Annotated in this window: 15 protein-coding genes; 9 read left to right on the top strand and 6 right to left on the bottom strand. The window is 70.4% G+C overall.

The window, feature by feature from the left end:
- Positions 1-9: 9 nt before the first annotated feature.
- Positions 10-987, bottom strand: coding sequence for a Bug family tripartite tricarboxylate transporter substrate binding protein (locus tag JJQ90_RS01890; RefSeq protein WP_216872769.1), 978 nt, complete (start codon positions 985-987; stop codon positions 10-12).
- 82 nt (positions 988-1,069) lie between these two features.
- On the opposite strand from JJQ90_RS01890, the gene JJQ90_RS01885 reads away from it, so the two are divergent.
- Genes JJQ90_RS01885 through JJQ90_RS01875 form a run of 3 tightly spaced genes read left to right on the top strand, consistent with a single transcriptional unit; the run spans position 1,070 to position 3,638 of the window.
- On the top strand, positions 1,070-2,416 hold the full coding sequence (locus JJQ90_RS01885) for a replication-associated recombination protein A (protein ID WP_216872768.1): 1,347 nt from the start codon (positions 1,070-1,072) through the stop codon (positions 2,414-2,416).
- Positions 2,413-3,270, top strand: coding sequence for a hypothetical protein (locus tag JJQ90_RS01880; RefSeq protein ID WP_216872767.1), 858 nt, complete (start codon positions 2,413-2,415; stop codon positions 3,268-3,270). Before JJQ90_RS01885 ends, JJQ90_RS01880 begins: the two co-directional genes overlap by 4 nt.
- A 5-nt stretch (positions 3,271-3,275) precedes the next feature.
- A complete protein-coding gene (locus JJQ90_RS01875; RefSeq protein ID WP_216872766.1) occupies positions 3,276-3,638 on the top strand; it encodes a fluoride efflux transporter FluC in 363 nt (120 codons plus the stop codon).
- Between the two features lies 1 nt (position 3,639).
- Here JJQ90_RS01875 and JJQ90_RS01870 read toward each other — a convergent pair whose 3' ends face one another.
- The 3 genes from JJQ90_RS01870 to JJQ90_RS01860 are packed head-to-tail and all read right to left on the bottom strand — an operon-like array spanning position 3,640 to position 7,009.
- Positions 3,640-4,668 (bottom strand): acyl-CoA dehydrogenase family protein, encoded by a 1,029-nt coding sequence (locus JJQ90_RS01870; RefSeq protein ID WP_216872765.1) that lies wholly within the window; start codon positions 4,666-4,668, stop codon positions 3,640-3,642.
- On the bottom strand, positions 4,665-5,867 hold the full coding sequence (locus JJQ90_RS01865) for a CaiB/BaiF CoA transferase family protein (protein ID WP_216872764.1): 1,203 nt from the start codon (positions 5,865-5,867) through the stop codon (positions 4,665-4,667). The genes JJQ90_RS01870 and JJQ90_RS01865 overlap by 4 nt, the downstream gene beginning before the upstream one ends.
- Positions 5,864-7,009: an acyl-CoA dehydrogenase family protein gene (locus tag JJQ90_RS01860; RefSeq protein WP_216872763.1), complete on the bottom strand. Its 1,146-nt coding sequence runs from the start codon at positions 7,007-7,009 to the stop codon at positions 5,864-5,866. The genes JJQ90_RS01865 and JJQ90_RS01860 overlap by 4 nt, the downstream gene beginning before the upstream one ends.
- Before the next feature lie 80 nt (positions 7,010-7,089).
- On the opposite strand from JJQ90_RS01860, the gene JJQ90_RS01855 reads away from it, so the two are divergent.
- Genes JJQ90_RS01855 through acdA form a run of 4 tightly spaced genes read left to right on the top strand, consistent with a single transcriptional unit; the run spans position 7,090 to position 12,575 of the window.
- Positions 7,090-8,070 (top strand): RluA family pseudouridine synthase, encoded by a 981-nt coding sequence (locus JJQ90_RS01855; RefSeq protein WP_216872762.1) that lies wholly within the window; start codon positions 7,090-7,092, stop codon positions 8,068-8,070.
- A 48-nt stretch (positions 8,071-8,118) separates the two neighbouring features.
- Positions 8,119-10,635, top strand: coding sequence for an AsmA family protein (locus JJQ90_RS01850; RefSeq protein WP_216872761.1), 2,517 nt, complete (start codon positions 8,119-8,121; stop codon positions 10,633-10,635).
- A 51-nt stretch (positions 10,636-10,686) separates the two neighbouring features.
- Positions 10,687-11,334 carry a DUF533 domain-containing protein gene (locus tag JJQ90_RS01845; RefSeq protein ID WP_216872760.1) on the top strand — a complete coding sequence of 216 codons (648 nt, stop codon included), beginning with the start codon at positions 10,687-10,689 and terminating at the stop codon, positions 11,332-11,334.
- Entirely contained in the window at positions 11,331-12,575 is a 1,245-nt protein-coding gene (acdA, locus tag JJQ90_RS01840; RefSeq protein ID WP_230410302.1) for a 3-sulfinopropanoyl-CoA desulfinase, read from the top strand. The genes JJQ90_RS01845 and acdA overlap by 4 nt, the downstream gene beginning before the upstream one ends.
- 1 nt (position 12,576) lies before the next feature.
- Here the strand turns inward: acdA and JJQ90_RS01835 are convergent, their stop codons facing one another.
- Positions 12,577-13,215, bottom strand: a complete 639-nt coding sequence (locus tag JJQ90_RS01835; protein ID WP_216872759.1) for a hypothetical protein — start codon at positions 13,213-13,215, stop codon at positions 12,577-12,579.
- A gap of 134 nt (positions 13,216-13,349) precedes the next feature.
- On the opposite strand from JJQ90_RS01835, the gene ykgO reads away from it, so the two are divergent.
- The gene (ykgO, locus tag JJQ90_RS01830; protein WP_216872758.1) at positions 13,350-13,475 is read left to right on the top strand and encodes a type B 50S ribosomal protein L36; all 126 of its coding nucleotides are present in this window, start codon (positions 13,350-13,352) and stop codon (positions 13,473-13,475) included.
- A gap of 97 nt (positions 13,476-13,572) precedes the next feature.
- On the opposite strand, the gene JJQ90_RS01825 is transcribed toward ykgO, so the two are convergent.
- Positions 13,573-13,932 carry a hypothetical protein gene (locus JJQ90_RS01825; RefSeq protein WP_216872757.1) on the bottom strand — a complete coding sequence of 120 codons (360 nt, stop codon included), beginning with the start codon at positions 13,930-13,932 and terminating at the stop codon, positions 13,573-13,575.
- A 118-nt stretch (positions 13,933-14,050) separates the two neighbouring features.
- Between JJQ90_RS01825 and JJQ90_RS01820 the strand changes: the two genes are divergently transcribed.
- Positions 14,051-15,478: an FAD-linked oxidase C-terminal domain-containing protein gene (locus tag JJQ90_RS01820; RefSeq protein WP_216872756.1), complete on the top strand. Its 1,428-nt coding sequence runs from the start codon at positions 14,051-14,053 to the stop codon at positions 15,476-15,478.
- Positions 15,479-15,480 lie beyond the last annotated feature (2 nt).

Here is a 15,480-nt window from a genome sequence, read left to right as displayed (position 1 = left end):
CGAAAATGGTCAACCCACCTCGATCTTCGCCTCGCGCACCAGGGTCTTCATGGTCTCCCGCTGCTCGGCCACGTAGCGGGCGAAATCGGTGGGGTTGGAGCCCAGTGGCAGCGCGCCCAGCGTGTCCAGCCGCGCGCGGACGGTCTGGTCGGCCAGCGCATGCCGGGCCGCCTCATACAGCCGCTGCGTCACGGCGGGGTCGAGGCCAGCCGGGGCGTAGAGGCCGTTCCACTCATTCAGCTCATAGCCGGGGAAGCCCTGCTCGGCGATGGTCGGTACATCCGGCAGGCTGGGGATGCGGCTGGCCGTGCTCACCGCCAGCGCCCGCAGGCGCCCATCCCGTGCCAGTTGGAGCGAGGAGGAGACGGTGCCGAAGACGAAGGCGATGGCGCCACCGAGCAGGTCCTGCAAGGCGGGCGTGCCGCCGCGATAAGGCACATGCTGGATGTCGAGCCCCGCGCGGTTCAGGAACAGCGCCGCGGCCAGATGCGCCGCCGTGGCATTGCCGGAAGAGCCGAAGGAGAGGGTGCCCTGCCGCGCCTTCGCCCATTCGACGAATTCCGGCAGGGTCCGCGCCGGCACCACGGTCGGGTTCACCACCAGCAATTGCGGCAGCACCACCACCTGGCTGATCGGGGTGAAGGCGGTGGCGTAGTCGAAGGACAGGCCGCGCAGCAGCGACGGGTTCACGGTATGCGCCAGCGCGTCGATCATGATGGTCTGGCCATCCGGCGCGCTGCGCGCGAGTTCCGCCGCCGCGATCGAGCCGCCGGCGCCGGCCCGGTTCTCCACGATCACCGGCTGGCCCAGGAAGGCACCCATCGGCACGGCCAGGAGGCGGGAGGTGGTGTCCACGCCGCCGCCGGGCGGATAGGGCGCCAGCAGGCGGAGGGGGCGGGAAGGGGACCACTGGGCCGCGGCGCCGCGACCGAGAAAGGGCGTGGCGAGCAGTGCGGCGGACAGGGTCCGGCGGGTGAGGGTGGTCATGGCACGATCCTCCGTGATCTTTGCGCGCAACATGCCGTGCCGGCCCCGTTCCCGCCACCCCGCATCGGGCTAGAATGACAGGATGAACCGCCCCCCCGATCTGTTCGGAAGTCCCGAAACCGAGGCGCCCGCCGGCCCGCCCCCTGGCCCCCGCCCGCTGGCCGACCGGCTGCGGCCGCGCAGCCTGGGCCAGGTGGTGGGGCAGGACCATCTGGTAGGGGCCGAAGGCACCGTCACCGGCATGCTGGCGCGCGGCAGTCTTTCGTCCATCATCCTCTGGGGGCCGCCGGGGGTGGGGAAGACCACCATCGCCCGGCTGCTGGCGGAGGCGGCGGGGCTGTCCTTCGTCGCGCTCTCCGCCGTGTTCTCCGGCGTGGCGGATCTGAAACGGGCCTTTGACGAGGCCAGGATGCGCCGACGCAACGGGCGCGGCACGCTGCTGTTCGTGGACGAAATCCACCGCTTCAACCGTGCCCAGCAGGACGGGTTTCTGCCTGTCGTCGAGGACGGCACGGTGACACTGGTGGGCGCGACGACGGAAAACCCCTCCTTCGCCCTGAACGGCGCGCTGCTGTCGCGCTGCCAGGTGCTGGTGCTGAAGCGGCTGGACGAGGCGGCGCTGGCCGATCTGATGGCCCGCGCCGAGGCCGAGGAAGCCCGCAGCCTGCCACTGACGCCGGCGGCGCGGGAAAGCCTGGCCGGTATGGCCGATGGCGATGGCCGCTACCTGCTGAACATGGTGGAACAGCTTCTGGCCCTGCCGCCCGGCGGCGAGGCGCTGGACCCGGAAGGCCTGGCCGCGCTGCTGGCCAAGCGCGCCGCGCTCTACGACAAGGACCGGGAGGAGCACTACAACCTCATCTCTGCCTTGCACAAATCGCTGCGCGGTTCCGACCCCGATGCGGCGCTTTACTGGTTCGCGCGCATGCTGACCGGTGGCGAGGACCCGCGCTACATCGCCCGCCGGCTGCTGCGTTTTGCGAGTGAGGATGTCGGCATGGCCGATCCACGGGCGCTGCAGATCGCCCTCGCCGGGTGGGAAGCCTATGAGCGGCTGGGCTCGCCGGAGGGCGAGTTGGCATTGGCGCAGGTTGTGGTGCATCTCGGCACCGCGCCGAAATCCAACGCGCTGTACGCGGGCTTTGGCGCGGCGATGCGCGCGGCGAAGGAAACCGGCAGCCTGATGCCGCCGCCCAATATCCTGAACGCGCCGACAAAGCTGATGAAGGAGCTCGGCTACGGCGAGGGCTATGAATACGACCACGACGCGGAGGAGGGTTTTTCGGGGGCCGACTACTGGCCGCCAGGGATGACGAAGCAGCGCTTCTACAGCCCGACGGAGCGTGGGGCGGAAGCGGCGGTGGCGGCGCGGCTGCGGGAGTGGAACGCGCTGCGGGGGAAGAAGCGGCGGCCGGGCAAGGCCGGATGACCGAGACCTTCGAGCGCATCCTCGCCGTGGACTGGAGCGGCGCGATGGACACGCGCTCCATCGCCGTCGCCGCCCATAGGCAGAATGGTCAGGTCCAACTTGTGGCCGCGCCTACAGCGACGCGGCCGACATGGTGGAGTCGGAGGGGCATTTTCAGCCTGTTGCTAAGCGCCGCCCGCAGCGAAGGCCGGACGCTGGCCGGGCTGGACTTTCCTTTCGCGATGCCGCTGCCAATCCAGGAGCAGATCGCATGCGCCACGACTGCCAACCTCTGGGCCTTCGTGGAAGCGGCCGCTGCTGGAGCGCCGGACTTCTATGGCAGGCCCTCGTCGGAAGCACCGCAGTGGCGGCACTGTTTCCATCGCGGCGGCACCCTGGCCAGCCAGCCTGACGTTCAACTGTTGCTGCGCGAGACCGAGGTGGCCTGCAAGCGCGCCAAACTCGGCCAACCCTGGAGCACGTTGCGCCTGAGTTCACAGCCAGCCGGCGTGCAGGCACTTGCCGGCATGCGTCTGTTGCACGCACTACGCGAGGTGCTCGGACCTGCCTTGGCGGTATGGCCCTTCGATGATGTCGAGGCCCCGGGCGTGCGACTGGTGGTCGTGGAAATCTTCCCGCGCACGGCGATCCCGAGAAAGCTCGCCGGCCTCACCAAGGTGTCTCTCGCTGATTTGCCGAAAGTCCTCGATCATCATGGTGCCAGCCTGATCGGCGCGCCGGCGGTGAAGGATCACGATACGGACGCGCTGGTCGCGGTTGCGGCCCTGCCGAAGGCTTGGCGCGAGCGCCTCCATCCGCGCGAACTGCCCCCGCACGCCAGCCGCGAAGGCTGGATTCTGGGCGTGGGCCCGTAGCGCCGATGCCGTCCTTTACCTCCTTCCTCCTCGTCGCCCTCGGCGGCGCCCTCGGCTCCGTCCTGCGCTACGGCGTCTCGCATCTCGCGGTGATGCAGTTCGGCGCCGGCTTTCCCTGGGGCACGCTGGCGGTGAACATTCTCGGCAGTGCCGGTATCGGCATCGCCGCCGCGCTGGGCGTGCAGGGGGAGGCGCGGCTGTTGCTGGTCACGGGCGTCCTTGGCGGCTTCACCACCTTCTCCGCCTTCAGCCTGGAGACAGGGATCCTGTTCGAGCGTGATCCCTGGCTCGCCACCGCCTATCTGGCGGCGACGCTGGTCCTCGGCCTCGGCGCCTTCGCCCTGGCCTATGGGATGCTGCGGCGGTAGCTCAGACCTCCGCCTCGGCGCAGGCGATGTAGCGCCGGCGGTGCAGGCTGGGGCTGCCGAACTGATGGGCCAGTACCATCGCCTTCCGCAGATACAGGCCGACATCGTATTCGTCGGTGTAGCCGATGGCGCCGTGCATCTGCACCGCCTCCCGCGTCACCAGCAGCGCCGCTTCCGCCGCGCGATGCTTGGCGCGGGATACGGCGGCGCGGCGCGCATCCTCCGTTGCGCCGGCATCCAGCGTCGCGGCCGCGGCCTCCACGCTGGCGCGGGTCAGAGCGATCTGGATTTTCAGATCCACCGCGCGGTGCTGCAGTGCCTGGAAGCTGCCGATCGGCTTGCCGAATTGCTGCCGGGTGCGGAGGTAGTCCAGCGTCATCGCGAAGGCCCCCTCCATCACGCCGAGCAGCATGGCGGCGGTCGCCAGCGCGGCCTCATCCAGCGCGCGGTCCAGCAGCCCGGCGGGCAGCGTGCCGAGCCGCGCGCCCTGTTCCGGGCGTAGCGTGCCGTAATGGCCGCCATCCTGCGTCTCGACGATCTCGGGCGTGCCCTCGGCGGCGTGAAGCGCCATCCCGCCATCTTTCCGCACCGGCAGCAGAAAGCCGGAAGCGCCCGCCGCCATGGGCAGGAACAGGCGCGGTGCCTGCGCCGAGCCCGGCGCCACCAGCGTATCCGGCGTCTCCTGCCACGCGGTCAGCGGCAAGGCCTTGCCTTCCAGCAGCGCCGCCAGCCCCGCCGCATCGCCGCAGCCTTCCAGCAGGGCGGCGGCCAGGATGCCCTGCACCAGCGGCTCCGGCACCAGCTCTCGCCCCATCTCCTCCGCCAGCGCCACATATTCCGCCATGCCGAGGCCGATGCCGCCGGCGTCTTCCGCCACGCGCAGCCCGATCCAGCCCATCTCCCCCATCTCGCGCCACACAGCGGGATCGAAGCCCGGCCGCGTGAAGCGCAGGGCGCGAACCCGGGAAAGATCGGCGCCGCGGGGTGCGATGGCGGCGGCGCTGTCGCGGATCATCTCGATCGTGCTCATGCGACGACCCCCGCCTGCTTCAGGCGTTCCGCCTCCGCCGCATCGGTGCCGAGCCATTCGGCCAGCACCTCCGCCGTATGCGCGCCGAGGGCCGGCGGCGGTCGTTCGTAGCGCACCGGGGTGTCGGAAAAGCGCACCGGATTGGCGATGGTCGGCGCGCCATCCGGCAGTTCGGTGAACAGGCCCCGGTGGCGAATCTGCGGGTCCTCCGCCACCGCGCCGAAATCGTTGATGGGGCCGGAGGAAACGCCGACGGCGTTCAGCGCATCCATCCAGTCCTGCGCGCCGCGCTTCAGGAACGCGTCCTGCAACAGCGGCAGCAGCACGTCGCGGTTCGCCATCCGCTGCGGATTGGTGGCGAAGCGCGGATCGGCCGGCACGCCCAGCACCTGGCAGAGATTGGCGAACTGCCGGTCATTCCCCACCGCCACCATCAGCGGCCGGTCGGCGGTCGAAAAGGCCTGCCAGGGCGTGTTGATCTGGGAGGCGGTGCCCGCCCGCACCGGCATGCGGCCGGAGACCAGGTGGTTCATGGCGATATGCGCATGCGCCGCCACCTGCGCATCCAGCAGCGCCAGATCGATATGCTGGCCCTTGCCGCTGACCGTGTCGCGGTGATGCAGCGCCGCCAGGATGGCGATGGTCGCATAGAGCCCGGCATTGATGTCGGAGACGCTGTAGCCCACCACGGCCGGCCCCGCGCCCGGCTGCCCATCGGCATTGCCCGTCACGCTCATCAGCCCGGACATCGCCTGGAAGATCGGGTCGTAGCCCGGCAGCGCGGCATAGGGGCCGGTCTGGCCGAAACCCGTGATGGAGCAATAGACCAGCTTGGGATTGACCTCGGCCAGGGCGGCAAAATCCAGCCCGTATTTGCGCAAGCCCCCGGTCTTGAAGTTCTCGATGAAGACATCCGCCTGCGCCGCCATCGCGCGCAGCAGCGCCGCACCTTCCGGCTTGGCGATATCCAGCGCGATGGAGCGCTTGTTGCGGTTCATCGCGAGGAAGGAGGAGGTTTCGCCCACCGGCTTCCCATCCTCGCCGACCTTGCGAAAACCCATGCGCCGCACATCGTCGCCGCCGCCGGGCTGTTCGATCTTCACCACCTCCGCGCCGAAATCGCCGAGCATCTGCGCGCAGAAGGGGCCGGCGAAGACGCGCGTCATGTCCAGCACGCGGATTTTTGGAAGGGCGCTCATGCGGGAAGATCCAGAAGGCTGCGGGACAGGACATTTCGCAAAATTTCGGAGGAGCCGCCGAAGATGGTCGAGGGCCGCGCCAGCAGGAATTGCCCCGCCGGATGCAGCGCCGGGCCGGGCATCGGGTGCAGCAGCCCGGCATTCTCCCCGGCCAGTTCCAGCATCGCCTCGCTGATGCGCTGGAACAGCTCGCTGGCGACGATCTTCAGGATGGAGGCGTCGGGCCCCAGCTCTTCGCCCCGCTTCAGCGCCGCGACGTGGCTTTCATACAGCGCCTTGAGATCGGCGAGGTCCAGCCGGAAGCGGGCCATGCGGTCGAGCAGCACCGGGTCCTCCGCCCGCCCCATCGCCGCCGCCAGCCGCTGCATCGCGGCCAGGGCGTTGGCGGAGAGGCGGGGCGATCCGATGGCGATGCGCTCAAAACCCAGCAGCGCCTTGGCATAGGTCCAGCCCTTGTTGACCTCGCCGACCAGCATGTCCTTGGGCACGCGGACATTGTCGAAGAAGACCTCGCAGAACTCGTCATGCAGGTCGAGGTTCAGGATGGGGCGCACGCTGATGCCCGGGCTGTCCATCGGCATCAGCAGGAAGGAGATGCCGGCCTGCTTCTTCGCCGCCTTGTCGGTGCGGGCGAGCACGAAAATCCAGTTGGCGTCGTTGGCGAAGGTGATCCAGGTCTTCTGGCCGTTCAGCACCCAGTGGTCGCCCTGGTCCACGGCTTCCAACCGCAGCGCGGCCAGGTCCGACCCCGCATTCGGCTCGGAATAGCCCTGCGCCCAGATATCCTCGCCGGAGAGGATACGCGGCAGGAAATGCGCCTGCTGCGCCGGGGAGCCGTGCTTGATGAGCAGCGGGCCGAGCATCAGCGTGCCCATGTCGCTGATGCGCGGCGCGCCGTGGCGCTCCAGCTCCTCGATCAGGATGAGCTGCTTGGCTGCGCCGAGGCCGAGGCCGCCATGTTCGCGCGGCCAGGCGGGGGCCAGCCAGCCCTGTTCCGACAGCTTCAGGTACCAGGGGCGGTTTTCGTGCCAATGCAGGCGGCGCTGCGGGTGGCGGAGCTCCGGCGGGCAGTTCGCCACGATCCAGGCCCGGACATGCGCGCGGAAGGCGCCATCCTCCATCGCGTCGAGGCTCTCGCCCATATTTCCCCCCCGCTTAGGTCAGTTGAATGACCTTTATCCAGCGCCTGCGCGCCTGTCCATCCCGTGCTATGGCCTGTTGCATGACCGTGCAGTTGAAAAAAGTCGCCGCCGATGAGGGCGACACCCGTCTCGATCGATGGCTCAAGCGCCATGTGCCCGCGCTCACCCAGGGGGCGGTGCAGAAGATGCTGCGCACCGGCCAGATCCGCGTGGATGGCAAGCGGGCGGAGGCGAATACGCGGCTGCTGGCCGGCCAGGAAGTTCGCATCCCGCCCTTCACCGAGAACCCCAACGCCGCCTTGCCGCGCGCGCCAAAGCCGGTGGATGAGCGGGACGCCAAGGCGCTGCTGCGCCTGATCATCCACAAGGATGCGGAGGTGCTGGTGCTGGACAAGCCGCATGGCCTGCCGGTGCAGGGCGGCCCCGGCATCACCAAACACCTGGACGGGATGCTGGACGCGCTGCAACTGGATGCGGCGGAACGCCCCCGGCTGGTGCATCGGCTGGACCGTGACACCTCCGGCGTGCTGGTGCTGGCCCGCACGGTGGGCGCGGCGGCGAAGCTCGCCGCCGCCTTCCGCACGCGCGATGTGGAAAAGACCTACTGGGCCGTGGTGCTGGGCGAGCCGAGCCCGCCCGCCGGGCGCATCGACATGGACCTGATCCGCCAGGGCGGCCCGCGCGGCGAACGCACCGCGCCGGCCGAGCATGGCGAGGACGGCGTGCATGCCATCACCGAATTCCGCACGCTGGACGTGGTGCGCCGCAAGGCCGCCTGGCTGGAGATGAAGCCCCGCACGGGCCGCACCCACCAGCTTCGCGTGCATGCGGCGGAGGCGCTGGGCTGCCCGATCCTGGCCGATGGCAAGTATGGCGGCCAGGCCGCGCATATGGACGGATTGCCGGCGCAGCTTCACCTGCATGCCCGCGCCCTGCGCCTGCCGCATCCGGCCGGCGGCTGGCTGGAAGTGGCGGCGCCGCTGCCCCAGCACATGAAGGAAACGTTTGCCTTCCTGGGCTTCGAGGCACCGCGCACCCCCAAGCCGCGCCGGGTGAGTTGAAGCCGGCGGCGGGTTGCGGTGCGGTTCACGGGGGGCAAGATCGGAACCATGTCTGAAACACCCCCGCCTATCCGCCCGACACCCCGCCGCCGTCGCTGGCCCTGGATTGCCGGCGCCGTCGTCATCGGCGTGCCGGTTGTCGGCATCGGCGCCGCGATGCTGCTGCTGGATGCCGAATCGCTGCGGCCCCGGCTGTTCGCCCAGGTGGAGCGCGCCACAGGCCGCGACTTCACGGCCGGCGAGATGCGCCTCGCCTGGTCGCTGGTGCCGACGGTGGAATTGCGCGACGTCGCGCTGGCCAATGCGGAGGGCAGCAGCCAGCCGCGCATGCTGACCGCCGAGCGCGTCCAGGTGCAGGCCGAATTGCTGCCGCTGCTCTCCCGCGAAATCCGCATCTCCCGCATCGAGGTGGAGGGCGCGGAGCTGCGGCTGGAGGTGGATGCCCAGGGCCGCGGCAACTGGGTTTTTGCCCGCTCCGCCGGCACCACCGTCGCCCCCACCACGCCGGAGGAAGGCGCGCGGCAGGCGCTGGCGCTGGGCATCGATGCCCTGCTGCTGACGCGCAGCCGCATCCATTGGAACGATGCCCGCAGCGGCCTCGCCGAGACCATGGAGATCGCGCGGCTGGAGGCCGAGGCACCGCTCAATGGCGCGATCAGCGCCGAGGGCGAGATCGCGCTGCGTGGCCAGGCCATGACGCTTCAGGCCGAGACCGGCGGGCTGGCGGCCTTCGGTGCCGGCGCCGCCTGGCCCGTCGCCGCGACGCTCGGCGTGCAGGGCGCGGCGCTGCAACTGGAAGGCAATCTGACGGGCCAGGCCTGGGAAGGCACCGCGACGGCGACCATCCCCGATCTGGCCCGCCTCGCCCCCCTGCTGCCCGGTGTCGCGCTGCCGCCGCTGCGGGATGTGACGGCGGCGGCGGCTGCCTCCGGCACGGGCGGCGCTGTCGCCGTCGTGCGCGACCTGCGGGTGACGCTGGGGGCGGCCGACCTCGCCGCCTATCGCCCGGGCCTCGCGCTACGCCGCGCCTCGGCCACCGCGCCGGGGCTGGAGGCGCCGATCACGCTGGAGGCCGAGGCGACCGTCGAGGGCCAGACCCTGCGCGCCACCGGCACCGCCGGCACGCCCGCCTTGCTGCTGGCCGGCGCCAGCGGCCCGCTGCCGCTGGACCTGCGGATCGAGGGGCCGAGCGTGACCGGCACGGCGCAGGGCCGCATCGCCGATCCGCGCGCGCTGCGCGGCATCGACCTGGCGCTGACGGTCCAGGCCACGGACCTTTCGCCCTATGGCGTGGCGGGCGCCGGCAGCCTTACCGGGCGCTTTGCCCTGCCCGGGCCTGGCATGGCCGGTGGCGCCCGCGTCACCGGGCTGCGTCTGGCGATCCCGGCGGCGGAAGCGCGGGGCGATCTGGCGCTGGCGGCCGGTTCGCGGGTGAATGTCACGGGGCAGCTCACCTTCGCCCGGCTCGACCTGGATGCGCTGCGCGCCCCGCCGCCGGCCGCTGCCCCGGCGGCGCCTGCGACGCCGGCCCCGGCGCCCGCGGCCCCGACCGACAACCGCATGATCCCGGCCACGCCGCTGCCCTTCGCCGCGCTGCGCGGCTTCGACGCCGATCTGCGGATGACGGCACCGGCCATGCGGGCCGGTGGCCAGGATTGGCGCCAGGTCTCGGCGCGGCTGGTGCTGGCCGGCGGCAAGGCGCGGATCGCGCCGCTGAACGCCACCACCCCGGCCGGGCCGCTAGCGCTGGAGGTGGAGGCCGATGCCACCCAGACCCCGCCGCGCCTGCGCGTGGTGGCGAAGTCGCCGGGTCTCGACCTTGCGGCCCTGTCGCGCGCCGCGGGGCGGGACCCGCTGCTGATCGGCCGGGCGCAGCTCGATGCCGATCTGGCCGGGCAGGGGGGGGACCTGCGCGCCGTGGCGGCCACGGCCTCCGGCCATCTGGGCCTGGCGCTGGTCGATGGCGCTGTGCCGCGCAGCCTGTTGCGGGCCTTGCCGCAGCAGGTGCTCGGCGCGGTGCTGCCGGCGGGCAATGCGGATATCCCGCTGCGCTGCTTCGCTTTGCGGGCGCCCGCCAGCGGCGGCGTGCTGCGGCTGGAGACGCTCTATGCCGAGGGCGGCCTCGGCCGGCTCGGCGGCACCGGGCAGATCGACATGCGCGACGAAACCCTGGCGGTGCGTTTGCAGACCGATCTGCGCACCCCGCGCATCGCCTTGCGTGCCCCGGTGAATGTCGCCGGGCGCTGGAACGCGCCCCGCGTCGGCGTGGAGCCCACCGCCGCAGCGGCCGCCGGCCTCGGCGCCTTCCTGTCGCAGCAGGAAACGCCGGACCGGTCCCTGCAGGCCCTGGCGGAAATCCTCGGCAATGCCGGCAATCGCGGCGCGCCCGCCGGCGTGCAGGGCGAATGCGCGCCCGCCTTGGCCGCCGCGCGGGGTGGCGCGGCCGGCCCGGCGCCCACGGTGCAGGGCGCGCCGGCGGCGCCGGAGGCGGAGGCGCCGAACCAGCAGGCGCCGCAAAGGGCGCCCAATGCGGCCGATCTGTTGCGCGGCCTGCTGGGGCGCTGACGGTTCCCAACCGCCGCTGTCCGGCTTAAGGATGGCAGGGGGAGTCGAGCCATGAATTGGAACCGCGTTCTGGGCGCGTTGCTGAACGGCGCCACGCGATCGCCGCGCCGCCGGCCGCGACGCAGCGGATTGACCGGCGGCGGCCAGGTGACCCTGGCCCGCGATCTGGCGCGGCTGGCCACGGTGGCGATCGAAGCGATGACGCGCGGTGGCCAGCCCACGCCCGCCCCGGCGCCCGTGCGCCGTCGCAGCGCCGCCAACGCCCCGCCCCCCACCCGTTCCGCCCGCCTGCCGGAATGGACCGCCAGCCCCTACAGCCCTCCCGCCGCGCCCGAGCCGGAAGCACCCGTGGTGGAGACGGCGGAAGCGGTGCTGATGATCCGCGCCATGGTCGCCGCCGCCAAGGCGGACGGCACCATCGATGCCGCCGAACGCCAGGCCATCGCCGGCCAACTCGACGGCGCCGGCCTCAGCGCCGAGGAACGCGACTTCATCCTGGCCGATTTCGACGCGCCGCTGACGCCGGAGGCGCTGGCCCAGCAGGCCGGTGACCCGATGCTGCGGGCGCGGATCTATGCCGCCGCGGTGGCGGCGATGGGCGATATCACCGCGCCGGAGCGCGCCTGGCTGGACCGTCTGGGCAAGTCGCTCGGGCTGGACCGGCAGGCGGCCGAGGCCATCGAGGAAAGGCTGGCATGATGAGCAGCACCGACGGGCTGACCCAGGAACAACGCGCCCTGCGCGACCGCGCCCGCGAACTGGCGCAGGAGGCCGCGGCCCAGGCGGCGGAGACCGACCGCAGCGGCCAGTACCCCTGGCTGATGGTCCGCAAGATGGCGGAGGCCGGCTTCACCGGCCTGACCATCCCGAAGGAATGGGGCGGCCCCGGCGGTTCCGTGCTCGACGCCGCGCTGGTGGTGGAGGAATTCTCCAAGGCCTGCGCGGTCTGCGGCCGCATCGCGGTAGAGGCCAACATGGGCGCGGTCGGCGCCATCATGGCCTATGGCACGGAGGCGCAGAAGAAGCTGGCCGCCGGGCTGGTCCTGGCCGGCGACAAGCCCGCCATCTGCATCACCGAGCCCGAGGCCGGCTCCGCCGCGACGGAGATGGCGACGACGGCGGAGCGGCGCGGCGACCGTTGGATCATCAATGGCCGCAAGACCTGGATCACCGGTGGCGGCGTCTCCCGCCTGCATCTGATCTTTGCCCGGGTGGTGGAGGACGGCGCCTTCAAGGGCATCGGTGGCTTCCTGGTGGTGCGGGATGAGGCCGGCAAGCCGGAAGGGCTGATCGTGTCCCGGCGAATCCCCTCCCTCGGCCTCTGCGGTATGCCGGAGGCGGAGCTGGAATTTTCCGAGTTGGAAGTGGCGGACGACATGGTGCTGCGCGCACCTGGCGGCTGGCAGCGCGGCTTCGGGCGGCTGATCGATGCCTATAACGGGCAGCGCGTCGGCGCGGCCACCGTGGCGCTCGGCCTCGCCGCCGGCGCCTATGAACATGCGGTCGGCCGCGCCAATGCCCGCAGCCAGTTCGGCCGCCCGATCGCGGAGTTCCAGGGGCTCGGCTGGATGCTGGCCGATATGTCGATCGAGGTGGAGGCCGCCCGCGCTTTGGTCCATCGCGCCGCCCGCAGCGCCGGCCCGGCCGGCTTCCCGGACCGCCTGGCCGCCGCCCAGGCCAAGGTTTTTGCCAGTGAAATGGCGATCCGCGTGACCAATGGCGCTCTGCAGGTCTGGGGCGCGGCGGGCTATTCCAAGGACAATCCGATGGAGCGCTACCTGCGCGACGCCCGGATGTTCGCCATCGCCGGCGGCACCGCCCAGGTGCTGCGTACCCAGGTGGCGGAGCAGATCCTGGGCCGCAAGCTGCCGCAGACCCGCGACGGCTTCCTGCGGATCATCGCGGAGGAGGGGGCTGTGGGAAAGCTGGCGGCGGATTGACCTAGCTCAAAGGTAGGCCGCCGTGGCGGCGCAAGCTTGCGCTGACATTCGGCTTGCCTGCCGCGAATGGCGTGGGCGCCCAGAAGCGCACCTCGGCAAAAGCGGTATCCTTTCCCCATGGGTCCCAAACGGTCTTGTCGCTTTTGCTCTTCGCGCCGGGCCAAGCGCCGATCGATGTGGAAAGGACGAGCGGGTACAGGCCCTTGCTCGCCACTTTCTGCTTGTTGCCCTGTTTGTCGGTGAAGCTGTATCCGCCACGCGGGGCCTTCGGGCCGGGGAAGATCACGACGACATGACCATTGCCAATCTTCTCTTCTTTCCCCCCGACGACAACCACGCCCTGCTGAGCGAGCTCGTAGCCACGATCCAGGGTGACCTTGGTCCAATCTGCGCTGTCCACAAGGAATGCGACCAACGCATTGGCCTGCCGCTGGGGCCAGGCTCCCTCATCCAGATCCATCACCTGGCGGATGACCGCGTTAACGGCATGGGAGCAGGAATGGGGATGGCTCTCATATGCTGACAGGCAGGCAGCCTTGAGCTTGGCCACCGCATCCGCATCGCGCTGCGTATCCAGGCTGTTCTCGAACCCTTTGGGCAGAATGGTCTCGAGTCCCCCGGCGCCGAGCGTGTCAGCCATCACCCTCTCCTCGGATATGTTGCGTTGTTTCAATTATAACGCCCGGGTGCGCCCTGGCGAGGGGTAGCGGCGGTACCAAGGTTGACTCGCCCGGCCCCGCCCCTTATCTCGCCCGCCTTCACAGGATCATGACCATGAAGATTCGTAACAGCCTGAAGTCCGCCAAGACGCGCGACAAGAACTGCATCCTGGTGCGCCGCCGTGGCCGTACCTATGTGCTGAACAAGAAGAATCCCCGGCTGAAGGCCCGCCAGGGCTGAGGTTGCGGCCCCTTCGGGGGCCATCATGGGATTCGTCGCGCCGCGCCCGGGGGCTCCCGGGCGCGGCGCGACGCGTTTGAGCCTCAGAGCTTAAGCCTCAGCGGGGCGACATCGTCTCCCGCCCCAGGCCGCCGTCGCGGCCGGAGGTCCAGAGGCCGACGAGGCTGCCATCCGGCCGCACCTCATACAGCGCGCTGCCCAGCACGCCGCCTTGGTTGTAGGCGACGGAAAGCACGCTGCCATTGTCCACGCCGATGCCCTGGATCGTCTCCCCACCCACCCGCCAGGTGACCAGCCAGGTCTGCGGGCCGCTCGGGGCGATCTGCGCGGCGCCGGTGTAGCGGCTGCCATCCGCGCCGCTGCCCTCGACCACATAGGCGCCGGCACGCTGCGCTATGGCAGGGTTTGCCAGAAGGGGGGCCGTCAGCAGCAGGGCCACGGCCAGAAGGCGTCGCATGGAAGTGCTCCGTTTCATTGCGCGCCGATCCTGCCAGGAAAGCACGACGAAATCCGCATCTGCTTGCCGGCTTGGCGTGCCAGGGCCATCTTCCACACGCACGCTGCCGAGGAACGTCATGATCGCCCTGCCGCCGCCCAAGCCGGAGATCCTGGCCCGCCGCGATGAGATCGTGGCCGCCCTGCTCGCCCTGCTGCCCGCCGATGCCGTGATCCATGAGGCGCTGCGCATGCGGCCCTATGAGACCGATGGCCTGTCGGCCTATCGCCAGATGCCGCTGGCCGTGGTGCTGCCTTCGACGACCGCCCAGGTCGCCGCGGTCATGCGCTACTGCCACGACAATGGCGTGCGCGTGGTGCCCCGTGGCGCCGGCACCAGCCTTTCGGGCGGCGCCCTGCCGCTGGAGGATGCGGTGGTGATCGGCATGATGCGGATGAACCGCATCCTGGAAATCGATTTCGACGACCGCCTGGCGGTGGTGGAGGCCGGCGTCACCAATCTCGGCATCACCAAGGCGGTGGAGCATGAGGGCTTCTTCTACGCGCCCGACCCCTCCAGCCAGCTCGCCTGCATGATCGGCGGCAATGTCGGGATGAATTCCGGGGGCGCGCATTGCCTGAAATACGGCGTCACCGCCAACAACCTGCTCGGCCTGAAGCTGGTGACGCCGCAGGGCGACATCATCGACCTCGGCGGGGATCACCTGGACGCGGCCGGATATGACTGGCTCGGCCTGATGACGGGCAGCGAGGGCATGCTGGGCATCGTCACGGAGGTCACGGTCCGCATCCTGCGCGGCCCCGAGGGTGCGCGCGCCATGCTGGCCGCCTTCAAGGGCACGGAGATTGCCGGCGCGGCGGTGGATGCCATCATCGGCTCCGGCATCATCCCCGTGGCGCTGGAATTCATGGACAAGCCCTGCATCCATGCCTGCGAGGCCTTTGCCCATGCCGGCTATCCTCTCGACGCCGAGGCGATGCTGATTATCGAGGTCGAGGGCAGCGTCGCCGAACAGGATTCGCTGCTCGACCGCATCAAGGAGATCTGCAACCGCTTCGACCCGATCAGCCTGAAGGTCGCGACAAGCGCCGAGGAATCCATGGCGATCTGGAAGGGCCGCAAGGGCGCCTTCGGGGCAGTCGGCCGCATCTCCCCGGACTATCTCTGCATGGATGGCACCATCCCGACCGGCGAGCTGCCCTTCGTGCTGAAGCGCATCGGCGAGATGAGTGTGCAATACGGCCTGCAGGTGGCCAATGTGTTCCATGCCGGCGACGGCAATCTGCACCCGCTCATCATGTTCGACGCCAACGATGCCTCCAGCTTTCACAAGGCGGAGGCCTTTGGCGGGGATATCCTGAAGCTCTGCGTCGAGGTCGGCGGCTGCCTCACCGGCGAACATGGCGTCGGCGTTGAGAAGCGCGACCTGATGCATGTGCAATTCGCCCCGCATGAGCTGGACCAGCAGCGCGCCATCAAGACCGCCTTCGACCCCGCCTGGCTGCTGAACCCGCACAAGGTCTTTCCCCTGCTGGATGCGGCGTGAGC

This window comes from Falsiroseomonas oleicola (assembly GCF_019029495.1).
In the GTDB taxonomy this organism is placed as follows: domain Bacteria; phylum Pseudomonadota; class Alphaproteobacteria; order Acetobacterales; family Acetobacteraceae; genus Falsiroseomonas; species Falsiroseomonas oleicola.
Note: the sequence above shows the minus strand (reverse complement) of the source record. Positions and strands in the feature narration are given on the sequence as shown.

Coding starts and splice junctions, on each gene's coding strand:
- JJQ90_RS01850 (WP_216872761.1), top strand. CDS start 8,119: ATGTCTGAAACACCCCCGCCTATCCGCCCGACACCCCGCCGCCGTCGC.
- JJQ90_RS01885 (WP_216872768.1), top strand. CDS start 1,070: ATGAACCGCCCCCCCGATCTGTTCGGAAGTCCCGAAACCGAGGCGCCC.
- JJQ90_RS01865 (WP_216872764.1), bottom strand. CDS start 5,867: ATGAGCGCCCTTCCAAAAATCCGCGTGCTGGACATGACGCGCGTCTTC.
- JJQ90_RS01880 (WP_216872767.1), top strand. CDS start 2,413: ATGACCGAGACCTTCGAGCGCATCCTCGCCGTGGACTGGAGCGGCGCG.
- JJQ90_RS01845 (WP_216872760.1), top strand. CDS start 10,687: ATGAATTGGAACCGCGTTCTGGGCGCGTTGCTGAACGGCGCCACGCGA.
- JJQ90_RS01820 (WP_216872756.1), top strand. CDS start 14,051: ATGATCGCCCTGCCGCCGCCCAAGCCGGAGATCCTGGCCCGCCGCGAT.
- JJQ90_RS01890 (WP_216872769.1), bottom strand. CDS start 987: ATGACCACCCTCACCCGCCGGACCCTGTCCGCCGCACTGCTCGCCACG.
- JJQ90_RS01860 (WP_216872763.1), bottom strand. CDS start 7,009: ATGGGCGAGAGCCTCGACGCGATGGAGGATGGCGCCTTCCGCGCGCAT.
- JJQ90_RS01835 (WP_216872759.1), bottom strand. CDS start 13,215: ATGGCTGACACGCTCGGCGCCGGGGGACTCGAGACCATTCTGCCCAAA.
- acdA (WP_230410302.1), top strand. CDS start 11,331: ATGATGAGCAGCACCGACGGGCTGACCCAGGAACAACGCGCCCTGCGC.
- JJQ90_RS01825 (WP_216872757.1), bottom strand. CDS start 13,932: ATGCGACGCCTTCTGGCCGTGGCCCTGCTGCTGACGGCCCCCCTTCTG.
- ykgO (WP_216872758.1), top strand. CDS start 13,350: ATGAAGATTCGTAACAGCCTGAAGTCCGCCAAGACGCGCGACAAGAAC.
- JJQ90_RS01870 (WP_216872765.1), bottom strand. CDS start 4,668: ATGAGCACGATCGAGATGATCCGCGACAGCGCCGCCGCCATCGCACCC.
- JJQ90_RS01855 (WP_216872762.1), top strand. CDS start 7,090: ATGACCGTGCAGTTGAAAAAAGTCGCCGCCGATGAGGGCGACACCCGT.
- JJQ90_RS01875 (WP_216872766.1), top strand. CDS start 3,276: ATGCCGTCCTTTACCTCCTTCCTCCTCGTCGCCCTCGGCGGCGCCCTC.